This is a genomic window from Pseudomonas sp. GL_091 (genome assembly GCF_057837725.1).
Genome location: NZ_CM174451.1, coordinates 565,569 through 581,191, shown reverse-complemented (window position 1 = coordinate 581,191; position 15,623 = coordinate 565,569). Strand labels below are relative to the sequence as shown.

Sequence of the window (15,623 nt, the reverse complement as noted above, 5' to 3'; positions counted from 1 at the left end):
AATGTGGCGATCAGCCAGAAATTGGTTGGCAGCTCCGGCCTCTTCGCGAGCAGGCTCGCTCCTACAGGGGAATGCATTTCATTGTAGGAGTGAGCCTGCTCGCGATGAGGCCAGTAGCTCCAGTACATTTTTTCAAGCCTTGAATGCAAAACGCCAACCTGAAGGTTGGCGTTCTGTTCAGCTCAAGCGAGGCTTAGCGTGGTACGACCGGCTTGCGGGTCGGCTTTGGCCCCTTGCCTTTGGCCGCGTCCTTGCGCTCCTTGGCCGCCTGCTGGTTGCGGGCGAACGCTGCAGCCTTGGCCTGTTCGCGCTTGTCCCACGGGTTGCCACCATCGCTGGCACGTGGTGGCAGGCCGGTATGCTGGGTCAGGATCTTGGTGGTCTTTTCCCCTGCAACCTTGTGGCTGCCGGCCGGCGTCGAGTTCTTGCGACGGGCGCTCTGATAGCTGTCAGTCGACGGCTGGTGCAAAGGAATCAACTGGTTCTTGCCCGGCCCGATCAGGTCGGCGCGGCCCATGCGGGTCAGTGCTTCGCGCAGCATCGGCCAGCCTTTCGGGTCGTGATAACGCAAGAACGCCTTGTGCAGACGGCGCTGCTCTTCGCTCTTGACGATGGTCACCGCGTCACTCTTGTAGGTGACCTTGCGCAGCGGGTTCTTGCCCGAGTGGTACATCGCGGTGGCGGTGGCCATCGGCGACGGGTAGAACGCCTGCACCTGGTCGGCACGGAAGCCGTTGCCCTTGAGCCACAGGGCCAGGTTCATCATGTCTTCATCGGTGGTGCCCGGGTGGGCGGCGATGAAGTAAGGAATCAGGTACTGCTCCTTGCCCGCTTCCTTGGAGTACTTCTCGAACATGCGCTTGAACTTGTCATAGCTGCCGATGCCCGGTTTCATCATCTGGTTGAGCGGACCTTCCTCGGTGTGTTCCGGGGCGATCTTCAGGTAGCCACCGACGTGGTGGGTCACCAGTTCCTTGACGTACTCCGGCGATTCGACCGCGAGGTCATAGCGCAGGCCGGAAGCGATCAGGATCTTTTTCACACCCGGCAACTCACGGGCGCTGCGGTACAGCTGGATCAGCGCCGAGTGGTCGGTATTCAGGTTCGGGCAGATGCCAGGGAACACGCACGATGGCTTGCGGCACGCGGATTCGATTTCCGGGCTCTTGCACGCAATGCGGTACATGTTCGCGGTCGGGCCGCCGAGGTCGGAGATCACGCCGGTAAAGCCCGGGACCTTGTCACGAATCTCTTCGATTTCGCGAATGATCGACTCGTGGGAACGGTTCTGGATGATCCGGCCTTCGTGCTCGGTGATCGAGCAGAAGGTGCAGCCGCCGAAGCAGCCACGCATGATGTTCACCGAGAAACGGATCATGTCGTAGGCCGGGATTTTTTCCTTGCCGTACGCCGGGTGCGGAATGCGCGCATAAGGCATGCCGAACACGTAGTCCATTTCTTCGGTGGTCATCGGAATCGGCGGCGGGTTGAACCAGACGTCGACTTCACCGTGCTTCTGCACCAGCGCGCGGGCATTGCCCGGGTTGGTTTCCAGGTGCAGCACGCGGTTGGCGTGAGCGTAGAGCACCGCGTCATTTCGGACCTTTTCCACCGACGGCAGACGGATCACGGTCTTGTCGCGGGTCATGCGCGGGCTGGCCAGGATCTGCACGACCTTGGCCTCCTGCGGATCTTCAACCGGACCCTTTTCCTGCTCGATGGCGCAGGCCTGGGTGTCCTGGGTGTTGACGTACGGGTTGATGATCTTGTCGACCTTGCCCGGACGGTCGATGCGCGTGGAGTCGACTTCGTACCAGCCTTGTGGCGTGTCACGACGGATGAACGCGGTGCCGCGCACGTCGGTGATGTCTTCGATCTTGTGACCGTAGGACAGGCGCTGGGCCACTTCGACAATCGCACGCTCGGCGTTGCCGTAGAGCAGGATGTCGGCGCTGGCGTCGATCAGGATCGAGTTGCGCACACGGTCCTGCCAGTAGTCGTAGTGGGCGATACGGCGCAGGGATGCTTCGATGCCGCCGAGCACGATCGGCACGTGCTTGTAGGCTTCCTTGCAGCGCTGGCTGTAAACCAGGCTGGCGCGGTCCGGACGCTTGCCGGCCAGGCCACCCGGGGTGTAGGCATCGTCGGAACGGATTTTCTTGTCCGCGGTGTAGCGGTTGATCATCGAATCCATGTTGCCGGCCGCGACACCGAAGAACAGGTTCGGCTCGCCGAGCTTCATGAAATCGTCTTTGGACTGCCAGTTCGGCTGGGCAATGATCCCGACGCGGAAGCCCTGGGACTCCAGCAGCCGGCCGATGATCGCCATGCCGAACGACGGGTGATCGACATAGGCATCACCGGTGACGATGATGATGTCGCAGGAATCCCAGCCGAGCTGATCCATCTCCTCCCTGCTCATGGGCAGGAACGGCGCTGGCCCGAAACATTCGGCCCAGTACTTGGGATAGTCAAATAACGGCTTGGCTGCTTGCATGTCGATAACCGGTGTTGGCTTTCATTGAATTTCGCGGGCGCGGAATATAGCACAAATTTTGACCAATTCCGACGGCCATGGTCGGAAATTGGTGGGAGGTGTTTTAGCGCAGCTCCCTTGAGCAACGCACAACCCCTGTGGCGAGGGGGCTTGCCCCCGTTCGGCTGCGAAGCAGTCGTAAATCAGCCGACTCGTTTCATCTGGAGAATGGCGACCGCAGGTTTTGGGGTCGCTTCGCAACCCAACGGGGGCAAGCCCCCTCACCACAGAGGCCCTGCATCAACAGTTACTCGTCGTCGTCGAAGTTGTAACTGCCCGGCGCCAGGTTCTCGAAACGGGTGTACTTGCCGATGAAGGCCAGGCGGATAAAGCCGATCGGGCCGTTCCGCTGCTTGCCGATGATGATTTCAGCAATGCCCTTGTGCTCGGTTTCCGGGTGATACACCTCGTCGCGATACACGAACATGATCACGTCGGCATCCTGCTCGATCGCTCCGGATTCCCGCAAGTCGGAGTTCACCGGACGCTTGTTCGGCCGCTGCTCCAGGGAACGGTTGAGCTGGGACAACGCCACCACCGGGCATTGGAATTCTTTCGCCAGGGCTTTCAGGGACCGGGAGATTTCGGAAATCTCGTTGGTCCGGTTATCGCCACTAGAACCCGGGATCTGCATCAGTTGCAGGTAGTCGATCATGATCAAGCCGACTTCGCCATGTTCACGTACCAGACGGCGGGTCCGGGCGCGCATTTCCGATGGGCTGATGCCGGCGGTATCGTCGATGAACAGCTTGCGGTCATTGAGCAGGTTGACCGCCGAGGTCAGGCGCGGCCAGTCGTCGTCTTCAAGCTGACCGGAACGGACCTTGGTCTGGTCGATACGACCCAGGGAAGACAGCATACGCATGATCAGCGATTCGCCTGGCATCTCGAGGGAGTAAACCAGGACGGCCTTCTCGCTGCGCAACACGGCGTTTTCCACCAGGTTCATCGCAAAGGTGGTTTTACCCATGGATGGACGGCCAGCGACGATGATCAGGTCGGACGGTTGCAGGCCGCTGGTTTTCTCGTCGAGGTCGGTGTAACCCGTGGACAGCCCGGTAATGGCGTTGTCGGTGTTGAACAAGGTGTCGATGCGGTCGATGGCCTTGGTCAGCAGGTCATTGACGCCCACCGGGCCACCGGTTTTCGGCCGGGCCTCGGCGATCTGGAAGATCTGGCGTTCGGCTTCATCGAGAATTTCGGCGGCGGTGCGGCCTTCCGGATTGAAAGCGCTGTCGGCAATCTCGGTACTGATACCGATCAGTTGGCGCAACGTCGCCCGCTCGCGAACGATCTGCGCATAGGCCTTGATGTTGGCGACGGACGGGGTGTTTTTCGCCAGCTCGCCCAAGTAACCGAGGCCGCCGACCTGTGAAGTCTGACCTTCCTTGTCCAATTGCTCGGACAGGGTCACGACGTCGATCGGCATGTTCTGATCGGCCAGCTTGGCGATCGCACGGAAAATCAGGCGGTGGTCATGTCGATAGAAATCGCCGTCGGAGACTTGATCGAGCACGCGTTCCCAGGCGTTGTTGTCCAGCATCAGACCACCGAGTACAGCCTGTTCGGCTTCGATGGAATGCGGCGGCACCTTCAGCGCGGCGGTTTGCAGATCGTATTGCTCAGGAGCGGAGATATCGTTCATGGCCTCTTGATTCTTGGTGATAAAAAGCAGGGGTTTCAGAAAGACAAAGGGCACGACCTGTAAACAGGATCGTGCCCGATGTTACCGGCAAGCACCCGAGGGTGCCAGCCGACAAGTGCTGCTTAAGCTGCTACCACGACAACGCGTACGGTGGCTTCAACTTCGGCGTGCAGGTGCACGGCTACGTCGAATTCGCCTACGTTGCGGATGGTGCCGTTCGGCAGACGAACTTCGCTCTTCTGCACTTCAACGCCGGAGGCGGTCAGTGCGTCAGCGATGTCGTGAGTACCGATCGAACCGAACAGCTTGCCTTCGTCGCCAGCGGTGGCAGTGATGGTCACTTCCAGCTCGGCCAGTTGGGCAGCGCGGCTTTCAGCCGACGATTTACGATCTGCTGCAGCTTTTTCCAGCTCAGCACGACGCTCTTCGAACGCAGCCAGGTTGGCTGGGGTCGCAGCGGTAGCTTTGCCGTAAGGCAGCAGGTAGTTACGACCGTAACCAGCCTTAACGTTCACTTTGTCACCCAGGTTGCCCAGGTTGGTGACTTTTTCCAGAAGGATCAGTTGCATGTGAAAATCCTCTTAACTTTTAACCTTCACCGTTCGCGTTATCGGCATCTTTCGGTGCCGAACGACCGCGAAAATCAATCAGGCTGTCGACGATGGCCAGGACCACCAGCAACGGATAGATCAGTTGCATGAACAGCAACAGCGTCACGTACAACCCCACCAGCCAGAACCTGGCCAGTCGCTTCTGCGCCACCAGCCCGTGAATCAGGGCCAGCCCGGCGAACACCAGCGGTACGCTGCACAACGGCGTCAACATGGCCATCTGTGGGCCGATGTTCGGCCCCAGAAGCATGCACGCCAGCAGCAACATCGCCGGCAACAGCGGGAAGCGGATGGCGCGAAACTCGCGACCAAAACCGCCCGGGTTGTACAACAACGCCTGCCAGTAACGCCCGACAAGCAGGCTCAGCAAGCTGACGATTTGCAACAACGCCGCAATCAGGCCGGTCAGGACCGGTGCAATCAGGGACGCGAAACGCGCTTGTTCATCTACCGACAACTTCTGGTAGACATCGCCGAGTAGCGACGGCATGACTTTGATCAAAGCCTGCGCCAGCATCTCGATCTGGGGAGCAAAAGCTGTCCCCAACACCACTGAAAACACCACTCCCATCGCTATGCTGACCAGCAGCACGCGGTTCCAGGACTCGCTTGCGCGCAAAACCAACGCAAGGCTCGCAGACCCCAGCAGCACCAGAAGTGCCCGTGGGTCGTCGGAGTAAAGCCACCAGGCCAATGCCGGCAGCAGTCCCAGAGCAAGAACGCCCAGGGCGTCCCTCAATCCGCGCCGCAGGAGCACAAGGCATCCGGCGGCAGCACCCAACCAATACAACAACGGCATCGCCGCGCACCCAGCCACTACCAGAGTGGCCTGCATACGGCCGCGCATGATGAACTCAGCTATGGCCCGCATGCATTCAATCCTTTGCTACGTGTCGACTGCCCGGTCTCAGCGGCCGTGGCTGTCGGTGTAGGCCAGCAGGGCCAGGAAGCGGGCGCGCTTGATAGCGGTGGCCAGCTGACGCTGATAACGAGCTTTGGTACCGGTGATGCGGCTTGGAACGATTTTGCCGGTCTCGGATACGTAGGCTTTCAGAGTGTTGAGATCTTTGTAATCGATCTCTTTCACGTCTTCAGCGGTGAAGCGGCAGAATTTACGACGACGGAAGAAACGTGCCATGTAATTGGCTCCTTAAAAGGTCCGTGGATTACTCGTCAGCGTTATCGCTGTTGTCGCTGTCATCACTATCAGCGCTTTCAGCGCCTTCGTGCTCAGGACGGTCGCGACGCTCACGGCGCTCACTGCGGTTTTCTTCAGCCTTGAGCATCTCGGACTGGCCGGTAACGGCTTCGTCGCGACGGATGACCAGGTTACGGATCACTGCATCGTTGTAGCGGAAGTTGTCTTCCAGCTCGGCCAAGGCCTTGCCAGTGCACTCAACGTTCAGCATCACGTAGTGAGCCTTGTGAACATTGTTGATTGCGTAGGCCAGTTGACGACGGCCCCAATCTTCCAGACGGTGGATTTTGCCGCCGTCTTCTTCGATCAGCTTGGTGTAACGCTCAACCATGCCGCCGACTTGCTCGCTTTGATCCGGGTGGACCAAAAAGATGATTTCGTAATGACGCATGAATGCTCCTTACGGGTTGTAGCCTGCCGCTCAAAAGCGGTCAGACAAGGAGTGAATGACACTTATGGACTTGCGGACGCTAGACACGTTGGTGCCTGCCATCACAGCAAGGGGCGCAATTGTAGAGAAGGGGCGAGGGAGGTGCAAGGTAATTGGTGATTATTTGAACAGCCACCGGCACAACAAGCACACTGTAGGAGCGAGCTTGCTCGCGAAGGTCGTCAACGAAGACGCAGGGTAGCTGATACTCCGCGGCGTCCTTGAGCTCTTCGCGAGCAAGCTCGCTCCTACAGATCAGGATTTTTTGGCAGCAGCCTTGGCTTTGACACTGCGCTGACGCTGCGCTTCGAACAGGCATACACCCGTCGCTACGGAAACGTTGAGACTGCTGACACTACCGGCCATCGGCAGGTTCACCAGGTAGTCGCAATGCTCGCGGGTCAGGCGACGCATGCCCTTGCCTTCGGCGCCCATGATCAGGATGGTCGGACCGGTCAGGTCCTGGTCATACAGGCTGACCTCAGCTTCACCGGCCGTACCGACAACCCACAAGCCGCGCTGCTGGAGTTTCTCCAGGGTGCGCGCCAGGTTGGTCACGGCAACCAGCGGAATCACTTCCGCCGCGCCGCAGGCGATTTTTCGCACAACCGGAGTCAGGGTCGCCGACTTGTCCTTCGGCACGATCACTGCCAGCGCGCCCGCCGCATCGGCGGAACGCAGGCAGGCGCCGAGGTTGTGCGGATCGGTCACGCCGTCGAGCACCAGCAACAACGGCGCGCCGTCGGTGCGATCGAGCAGCTCGTCGAGCATCGCCTCGCCCCAGACCTGGCTCGGACTCACGTCCGCGACCACACCCTGGTGCACGCCTTCAACCCAGGCGTCCATTTCGCGGCGCTCGGCCTGTCCGACCTGGACCCGGTTTTCGTTGGCCAGCTCAATCAGCGTCTGGACCCGAGGGTCATTGCGACCTTCGGCCAACCAGATCTGCTTGACGCGTTTCGGGTGGTGACGCAACAACGCTTCTACAGCATGTACGCCGTAGATCTTTTCCAACTGACTCATGGCTTGGCCTTAGGTTTACGCGCCCCGCCACTCTTGGCTGGAGCCGAGCCCGCTTTTGGCGGACCTTTACGATGTTTGCTCGGTTTGGCTGGCTTGCCGCCGACGGCCTTGTCAGGCGTCGACCGACTGGTCTTTCCCCCAGACGCCGCTTTACCGCCGCTTTTCGCACCGGCCAGCAACGCCTGTTTCATTTCACGGCTTTTGCGCACTTCGGCGTTTTTCGCCGCTGCATCGCTCGGGCGATAGGCTTCGACAGCCTTTTCCTTGGCAGGACGACGACCGGTTTTCGCCGGGGCCGGTTCTGCTTCGACTTTCGCTGCGGGTGCTGTGCTTTCAGTGCCACGCTTCTTGCGGCCGATCGGCGCGCTAATGGTTTTTTCGGCCATCTCGAAGTCGATCTTGCGTTCGTCGAGGTCGACGCGCATGACCCGCACTTCCACGGTATCGCCCAAGCGGAAGCTACGACCGGTACGCTCACCGGCCAGGCGGTGGTGCACAGGATCGAAGTGGTAGTAATCGCCCGGCAGCGCGGTGACGTGCACCAAGCCTTCGACGTAGATATCGGTCAGCTCGACGAACAGACCAAAACCGGTCACGGCGGTGATCACACCCGGGAACGATTCGCCCACGCGATCCTTCATGAACTCGCACTTGAGCCAGTTCACTACGTCGCGGGTCGCTTCATCTGCTCGGCGCTCGCTCATCGAGCACTGCTCGCCGAGTTGCTCCAGGGCCGCTTCGTCGTACGGATAGATGCGCGCTTTCGGAATGGTCATCGCACCGGCACGGCGAACGTGCGGGGTGTTCTGCTTCGAATGGATCACGCTGCGAATCGCCCGGTGCGTGAGCAAGTCCGGGTAGCGACGGATCGGCGAAGTGAAGTGAGTGTACGCCTCGTAATTCAGGCCGAAGTGGCCCTGGTTGTCGGCGCTGTACACCGCCTGGCTCAACGAACGCAGCATGACGGTCTGGATCAGGTGGAAATCCGGACGATCCTTGATGCCGGCCAGCAGTGCCTGGTAATCCTTCGGCGACGGGCCGTCCTTGCCTTTGTGCAGGGACAGGCCGAGCTCGCCGAGGAACGCGCGCAGCTTTTCCAGGCGCTCCGGTGGCGGACCATCGTGGACGCGATACAGCGCCGGGATTTCGTGCTTTTTCAGGAACTCGGCGGTGGCCACGTTGGCCGCCAGCATGCATTCCTCGATCAGCTTGTGCGCATCGTTGCGCACGGTCGGACGAATTTCGGCGATCTTGCGCTCGGTACCGAAGATGATCCGGGTTTCCTGGGTTTCGAAATCGATCGCGCCACGTACGTGACGGGCCGCCAGCAACACCTTGTACAGCGAGTACAGCTGCTTGAGGTGCGGCACAACATCGGTGTATTCGCCACGCAGCTTGCGAGCCTCGGTGGCTTTCGGCGTTTCCAGCATGGCGCTGACCTTGTTGTAGGTCAGACGGGCATGGGAGTGGATCACCGCTTCGTAGAAGCAGTAGTCGGTCATTTCGCCGGATTTGGAGATGGTCATCTCGCAAACCATGGCCAGACGATCGACTTGCGGGTTCAGCGAGCACAAACCGTTGGACAACTGCTCAGGCAGCATCGGGATCACGCGCTCGGGGAAGTACACCGAGTTGCCGCGAACCTGCGCTTCGGCATCCAGCGCCGAACCGAGCTTTACGTAGCTGGATACGTCGGCAATCGCCACGTACAGCTTCCAGCCGCCCGAGAACAGGCGCAGCTTGCCCGGACGGGCTTCGCAGTAGACCGCGTCGTCGAAGTCGCGGGCATCTTCGCCGTCAATGGTGACGAACGGCAGATGACGCAAGTCGATGCGCTTCTCTTTGTCCTTCTCTTCGACTTCTGGCTTGAGCTTGCTGGCTTCCTTGAGCACGGCGTCAGGCCAGACGTGAGGAATGTCATAGGTACGCAGGGCAACGTCGATCTCCATGCCCGGCGCCATGTAGTTGCCCACGACTTCGACCACGTCGCCTTGCGGCTGGAAGCGTGGCGTCGGCCAGTGAGTAATCTTCACTTCGACGAACTGACCGATCTGCGCGTTGGCATTACGACCCGGCGTAACCAGCACTTCCTGCTGGATCTTCGGGTTGTCGGCAACCACGAAACCGATGCCACCCTCTTCGAAGTAGCGGCCGACGATGCTCTCGTGAGCCCGGGAAACCACTTCGACGATCATGCCTTCGCGACGACCACGACGATCCAGGCCGGACACACGGGCCAACGCACGGTCACCATCGAACACCAGACGCATCTGCGCCGGGCTCATGAACAGGTCGTCACTGCCGTCGTCCGGCACCAGGAAGCCGAAGCCATCACGGTGACCGCTGATGCGACCCAGGATCAGATCAAGCTTGTCCACCGGAGCATAAGTGCCGCGACGGGTATAGATGAGTTGAGCATCGCGCTCCATGGCGCGCAGGCGGCGGCGCAGGGCTTCGATCTGGTCTTCTGTGGTCAGACCAAACTCTTCGACCAGTTGCTCGCGGTTAGCAGGCGAACCTCGATCAGCAAGGTGCTGAAGGATCAGTTCACGGCTAGGAATAGGGTTTTCATATTTTTCCGCTTCACGAGCGGCCTCGGGATCGAGGGACTGCCAATCGGCCATTAGAGAGTTTTCACCTTGTCTATATGCGGGTTAGTTTGGCATAGGCGTAATGAAACGGGAAATTTCAGGCTAAGACGACCCATCTAAAGCCCTGTATCGACACCGCAAAGCTGTTTTGAAGACCGCTGACGAAATTTTCCAGGTTTTTTTGACCCTGGGGGTTTACAGTTAAAAAGACGCTCCGTATAGTGCGCGCCATCGACGACGGACAACGTTGCCGATACTGCCCAGATGGTGAAATTGGTAGACACGCCAGCTTCAGGTGCTGGTGACCGCAAGGTCGTGGAAGTTCGAGTCTTCTTCTGGGCACCAATTTCGAGCTTGAGATTAGTTCAATTTCAAGGCTCACACAAAAACCCGCGAAAGCGGGTTTTTTCATTTTGGACCACTGGTTTATTATTTTTAGAATCAGGGGTTTACAGATCAAAATGCTCTCCGTATAGTTCGCCACATCAACAGCGGCAACGCTGAAGATGAATGCCCAGATGGTGAAATTGGTAGACACGCCAGCTTCAGGTGCTGGTGACCGCAAGGTCGTGGAAGTTCGAGTCTTCTTCTGGGCACCAATTCAAATTCAAGGCTACGGCCTTGGATTTCACAAAAACCCGCGAAAGCGGGTTTTTGCGTTTCTGGCCTCCCAAAAAACATCCCGAGACCTGTAGGAGCGAGCTTGCTCGCGATGGTCTTGAACAATGACGCGTTCCAGCTGGAAAACACGTCGCCTGCAAATTCATCGCGAGCAAGCTCACTCCTATAAAGGACGCGAGCCTATTAGCAAACATATGCCAGCTACCGCAAGGCGCATTTGAGAAACAATATCGTTTATCATTGTTGCAAGTTTTTGCAATGCGACAGTGAGGAACCCTGCGAATGATGTTTCGAAATACCCTGCGCCGCGGCTTGACCATTACCCTGTTCGGCCTGGCACTCGCCACTCCCCTCACCCAAGCCGCCGATCCGGTTGCCCTGACCCTCTACAACGGCCAGCACAAAGAAGTCGGCGACGCGGTTGCCAAGGCCTTCGAAGCCAAGACCGGGATCCACGTCAATGTACGCAAAGGCAGCAGCAACCAGCTCGCCAGCCAGATCGTCGAAGAAGGCGATCGCTCTCCCGCCGACGTGATCTACACCGAAGAATCCCCACCACTGAACAAACTCGGCGAACAAGGCATGCTGGCCAAGACTGATGACGCCACGCTGGCTGTTCTGCCAAAGGAATACGTCGCCGGCAACGGCACCTGGATAGGCGTGACTGCCCGGGTTCGCGTTGTCGCCTTCAACCCCAAGCTGATCGATGAAAAAGACTTGCCGGCATCGGTGATGGAATTCTCCAACCCGAAATGGCAAGGCAAAGTCGGCTTCGTGCCCACCAGTGGCGCCTTCCAGGAACAAGCGGTAGCAATCATCAAGGTGCACGGCATGGACGCCGCCGAAGAATGGCTGACCGGGCTGCGTGCATTCGGCAAGACCTACAGCAACAACATGGTTGCCTTGAAAGCGGTGGAAAATGGCGAAGTCGCCACCGTGCTGGTGAACAATTACTACTGGTTCGCCCTGCAGCGTGAAAAAGGCCAACTCGACTCGAAACTGCATTACTTCACCGGTGGCGATGTCGGCGGACTCATCACGGTTTCCAGTGCTGCGGTGCTCAAATCCAGCAAACACCCCAAGGAAGCACAGCAATTGCTCGCCTACATGGCCAGCGAGGAAGGCCAGCGTGTGATCACCCAGACCACCGCCGAATACCCGCTGCACAAAGGCATGGAGTCTGATCGCGGGCTCAAGCCATTCAGCGAACTGGAAGCACCAAAAGTCACGCCTGCCGACCTCGGCAACGCCGAAGAAGCGCTGGACCTGGAACGTGACGTTGGCCTGAATTGATGGGTGCCTCACTTGCCGCTCATCACGCGTACGCACCACGGCGCAAGCGGCCGTCTATCTGGCTGATACTGCCCGTGTTGCTGCTGGTAGCGCTGAGCCTCCTGCCTCTGCTGTATGTCGGCCTGAAAGCCTGGCAGGCGGGCTGGGCAGAAGCACTGCATTTGCTATGGCGACCTTATGTGTTCGGCTTGCTGCGCAACACACTCGCACTGATGATTGGCGTCACCGTTGTTTGCGGGGTAATCGGCCTGTCGCTGGCCTGGTTGCTGGAGCGCAGCAATCTGCCGGGCCGACGATTGTGGGGCGTGATCCTCTGCTTGCCGTTCGCCGTTCCGGCATTTGTCAGCAGCTTCACCTGGGTTTCCCTCAGCGCTCATTTCGAGGGACTTGGCGGGGCTATCCTGGTGATGAGCCTGTCCAAATACCCGCTGATTTTCCTGCCCGTGGCGGCAACCCTGCGCAACCTTGACCCGTCCCTCGAAGAGTCCGCGCGCACGCTGGGGCAGAATCGTTGGGGCGTATTTTTCAAGGTCACCCTGCCCCTGCTCTGGCCTTCGCTGCTGGCGGGTTCGTTGCTGATTGCCCTGCACATGCTGGTGGAGTTCGGCGCCTTGTCGATCATCGGCCTGCAAACCTTCACCACGGCGATCTATCAACAGTTCGAGTTGGAGTTCAGCAATGCCAACGCGGCGATGCTCTCCGCCGTACTGCTGATGCTGTGCCTGGCGCTGCTGTGGCTGGAGCTGCGCGTGCGCGGCAAGGGTCGACACGTACGCACCGGCCAGGGCGCGGCACGACGCGCGGAACAGGTTCAACTGGGTCCCTGGGCTGTGGCGGGACAGCTTTATTGCCTGCTGCTGGCAATCATTGGCAGCGGGATTCCGCTGGGGATGCTGGCCTACTGGTTGGCGGTAGGATCATCGGCAGCCTTTCCCATGACGGCAATCGGCGAAGCATTGCTGTCATCCCTCGCACTGTCGCTGGGTGGCGCTGCACTGTGCCTGGTGCTGGCAGTGCCGGTCGGCCTGCTGGTCGTGCGCTACAAAGGTCAACTGGCGATCTGGGCCGAGCGCCTGCCGTATCTGCTGCACGCGCTGCCGGGACTGGTCATTGCCCTGACCCTGGTGTATTTCGCCCTGCACTACGTGCCGATGCTTTACCAGACTTCGGCATTGCTGCTTATCGCCTATGCCCTGCTGTTTCTGCCGCTGGCCCAGGCGCCGATCCGCACCGCCCTGAACAAGGCGGCACCGCAACTTGAGGAGGCCGCTCGCACATTGGGAGCCTCGTCATTCAGTGCCTTCTGCCGAGTGACACTGCCGATTATTTTCCCGGCGCTGGGGGCGGCTTTTGCCCTGGTGTTCCTGGATGCGATGAAGGAGCTGACGGCGACCTTGCTGTTGAGTCCAACCGGGCTCAATACACTGGCAACGGAAGTCTGGGCGCATACGGCGAATGTGGAGTTTGCGGCGGCGGCGCCTTATGCAGCGCTATTGATATTGGTGTCGGGGTTGCCGGTCTATCTGCTGACGACCCGGATGTATCTGAGTCGTTAAGACCGCCATCGCGAGCAGGCTCGCTCCCACAGGGAAACGCATTCCAATGTGGGAGCGAGCCTACTCACGATGACGCCCGACCATTCAACACAAACCCTAAGCCCTGAACTGCCCCAGGCTCGCCTTCAACTGTGCCGCCAGGCCATCGAGTACCTTGCCGCTCGCCGTGGTCGCCACAACGGCTTGCGCCGCCTTCTCGGCCTGGGCATGAATGGTCTGGACCCGCCCCCGCACTGCCTGTGCGCCCTGAGCCTGATGCGCCGCCGCCTGGGTAGCCAGACCAATCGCCGCATGCACTTGCTCGACCGATGCCTGCACCGACTGCTGCAAACGCGCACTGTCACGCAGCACCAGCAAACCCTCACTGGCCTGGCGCCCGGCCTGACCAATCGCCGCCACCGCCTCACGCGCACCTTGCTGCAACGCAACAATGTGCGCCTGAATATCGCCAGTGGAACTCTGCGTCTTGCTCGCCAGCGCCCTCACCTCATCGGCCACCACCGCAAACCCGCGCCCAGTCTCGCCGGCACGCGCCGCTTCAATCGCCGCGTTCAGCGCCAGCAGGTTGGTCTGCTCGGCGATCCCGTGAATCACCGTCAGCACCACCTCAATCTGCTCACTTTGCTGCGCCAGGCGCTCGATCACCTGGGCGCCGGTGTTGACCTGACCCGCCAGTTCTTCGATCAGGCTGCCGACTTTCGCCGAGGTCCGGGTGTTTTCGTCAGTCGCCTGACGGATGTCCACCACCTGCTTCAGCGCCGCCTGCATGGCGTGGCTTTCCGACTGCGCCTCATCAGCCATTTGCGACAAGGCGCGCAAACTCTCCGCCACCTCATCACGCTGCATGCCAGCCGCCGCATCCGCACCGGCATTGCGCAAAGTCATCGCACCGATTTCCACACCGGTACGCTGGGCCACATCGCCCGCCTCGCGCACGATCGGCTGCAACTTATCCACAAAGCGATTGACCGCCGAGGCCATGTCGCCGATTTCATCCTTGCTGTTGATCTGCACACGCTTGGTCAGATCGCCCTCGCCCGCCGCCAGGTCATCCATGGCTACGATCAGCATTTTCAGGCGATTGACCACTCGGCGACCGAGCACCACCGCCAACAACAGCAGGACACCGAAACCCACCACCGCCAGACACACACCGATGCGCCAGCGCAATGTTGCAGCGGCTTCCTGTACGGTGCTGGTGGTATTGGCCTTCATTTCAGCCGCGGTGGACTGCGCCGACTGCAGACGCGAGCGCATGGCCGTTGCGCTGTCGGCGGCCGCGCCCTTGAGGCTATCGCCCACCAGTTGATCGCTGCTGGCGATCAAGGCCGAGAAGCGCTTGTCGAGGGCCGCCAGATCAGTCTCCACCGATGCAGTCGAGACCCCCATCAAGACCTTGCCGATTTCTACGCCGTTAGGATTGATCGAGGCCTCGACGTAGAACACCGACGGATCGTTCTTCGCCGCATCCAGCACCTTGTCGAGCGCACGCTCGCCCTGGCCTTTTTCCAGCAACGCCTTGTTGATCGGGTTTTCCCGGTTGAGGTAGCGCGTCAGGTGCTGGCCGGTGGCGTCGTCATACACCACGAACAGCACATTGGGATTGCGTTGGGCCCGGCGGGCGAACTCGGAAAGTGTCGGAACGTCGTTGTCCCACATGGCGCGGGGCGCAACGGAGGCCAGAAGCTGCGCCATGTCGCTGGCGGAGTCCTTCAGGTCCTTTTCCAGGGTCGAACGCAATTGCGCCTGCTCTTGCTCCAGACGCGAGGACAAACCGGCTGTCAGGCGCTGACGCGTACTGGAAGAGAGACTGTCGAGGCTCGACGTGACTTCGCGCCCAGCCTGCTCGAGCTCAGCGGAAAGCTTTTGACTGTCCGCACCCAGGCGCAGGCCCAGGTCGGCTTCCAGCGCGGTCACCGTGCTCCGGGTCAGAGCAACAGCCACCAGCACCTGCACCAAAAGGGCGATACCAAGGGTAACGAACACTGGCCGCAACAAACGGCTTTGTAACAACGAGAGAACGGCCGACACTTGATATCCCTCTGCAAAAGCGCCATTAAATTGATAGCACGCCAAAAGTGACGTTTTAGGCAAAGCTAATAGCAAAGGTCATGCCGTC

Annotated in this window: 11 protein-coding genes and 2 tRNA genes; 4 read left to right on the top strand and 9 right to left on the bottom strand. The window is 59.9% G+C overall.

Features of this window, described 5'->3' with window-relative positions; genetic code table 11:
• Window positions 1-193: 193 nt before the first annotated feature.
• The 8 genes from AC3ITY_RS02595 to rnr all read right to left on the bottom strand — a co-directional run bounded on the left by AC3ITY_RS02595 (window position 194) and on the right by rnr (window position 10,067).
• Window positions 194-2,497, bottom strand: a complete 2,304-nt coding sequence (locus AC3ITY_RS02595) for a YgiQ family radical SAM protein (RefSeq protein WP_489307464.1) — start codon at window positions 2,495-2,497, stop codon at window positions 194-196.
• Window positions 2,498-2,783: 286 nt separating this feature from the next.
• Window positions 2,784-4,181 (bottom strand): replicative DNA helicase, encoded by a 1,398-nt coding sequence (dnaB, locus tag AC3ITY_RS02590; RefSeq protein ID WP_223447618.1) that lies wholly within the window; start codon window positions 4,179-4,181, stop codon window positions 2,784-2,786.
• Between the two features lie 122 nt (window positions 4,182-4,303).
• The gene (gene rplI, locus AC3ITY_RS02585; protein ID WP_034149636.1) at window positions 4,304-4,750 is read right to left on the bottom strand and encodes a 50S ribosomal protein L9; all 447 of its coding nucleotides are present in this window, start codon (window positions 4,748-4,750) and stop codon (window positions 4,304-4,306) included.
• Between the two features lie 19 nt (window positions 4,751-4,769).
• Entirely contained in the window at window positions 4,770-5,663 is an 894-nt protein-coding gene (locus AC3ITY_RS02580; RefSeq protein WP_223462530.1) for a YybS family protein, read from the bottom strand.
• A gap of 36 nt (window positions 5,664-5,699) precedes the next feature.
• Window positions 5,700-5,930: a 30S ribosomal protein S18 gene (rpsR, locus tag AC3ITY_RS02575; protein ID WP_002551829.1), complete on the bottom strand. Its 231-nt coding sequence runs from the start codon at window positions 5,928-5,930 to the stop codon at window positions 5,700-5,702.
• A 28-nt stretch (window positions 5,931-5,958) separates the two neighbouring features.
• On the bottom strand, window positions 5,959-6,381 hold the full coding sequence (gene rpsF / locus AC3ITY_RS02570; RefSeq protein ID WP_008048087.1) for a 30S ribosomal protein S6: 423 nt from the start codon (window positions 6,379-6,381) through the stop codon (window positions 5,959-5,961).
• A gap of 294 nt (window positions 6,382-6,675) precedes the next feature.
• Window positions 6,676-7,443, bottom strand: a complete 768-nt coding sequence (gene rlmB, locus AC3ITY_RS02565; RefSeq protein ID WP_007973273.1) for a 23S rRNA (guanosine(2251)-2'-O)-methyltransferase RlmB — start codon at window positions 7,441-7,443, stop codon at window positions 6,676-6,678.
• On the bottom strand, window positions 7,440-10,067 hold the full coding sequence (gene rnr / locus AC3ITY_RS02560; protein WP_489307461.1) for a ribonuclease R: 2,628 nt from the start codon (window positions 10,065-10,067) through the stop codon (window positions 7,440-7,442). Before rnr ends, rlmB begins: the two co-directional genes overlap by 4 nt.
• Before the next feature lie 225 nt (window positions 10,068-10,292).
• Between rnr and AC3ITY_RS02555 the strand changes: the two genes are divergently transcribed.
• The 4 genes from AC3ITY_RS02555 (at window position 10,293) to AC3ITY_RS02540 (ending at window position 13,504) form a co-directional block, all read left to right on the top strand.
• Window positions 10,293-10,379 (top strand) — tRNA-Leu (locus AC3ITY_RS02555).
• Window positions 10,380-10,546: 167 nt separating this feature from the next.
• A tRNA-Leu gene (locus AC3ITY_RS02550) sits at window positions 10,547-10,633 on the top strand.
• Window positions 10,634-10,937: 304 nt separating this feature from the next.
• Window positions 10,938-11,948, top strand: coding sequence for an extracellular solute-binding protein (locus AC3ITY_RS02545; RefSeq protein WP_489307459.1), 1,011 nt, complete (start codon window positions 10,938-10,940; stop codon window positions 11,946-11,948).
• Window positions 11,948-13,504: an ABC transporter permease gene (locus AC3ITY_RS02540; protein WP_489307457.1), complete on the top strand. Its 1,557-nt coding sequence runs from the start codon at window positions 11,948-11,950 to the stop codon at window positions 13,502-13,504. The genes AC3ITY_RS02545 and AC3ITY_RS02540 overlap by 1 nt, the downstream gene beginning before the upstream one ends.
• A gap of 96 nt (window positions 13,505-13,600) precedes the next feature.
• Here AC3ITY_RS02540 and AC3ITY_RS02535 read toward each other — a convergent pair whose 3' ends face one another.
• Window positions 13,601-15,535, bottom strand: coding sequence for a methyl-accepting chemotaxis protein (locus tag AC3ITY_RS02535; RefSeq protein ID WP_489307455.1), 1,935 nt, complete (start codon window positions 15,533-15,535; stop codon window positions 13,601-13,603).
• Window positions 15,536-15,623 lie beyond the last annotated feature (88 nt).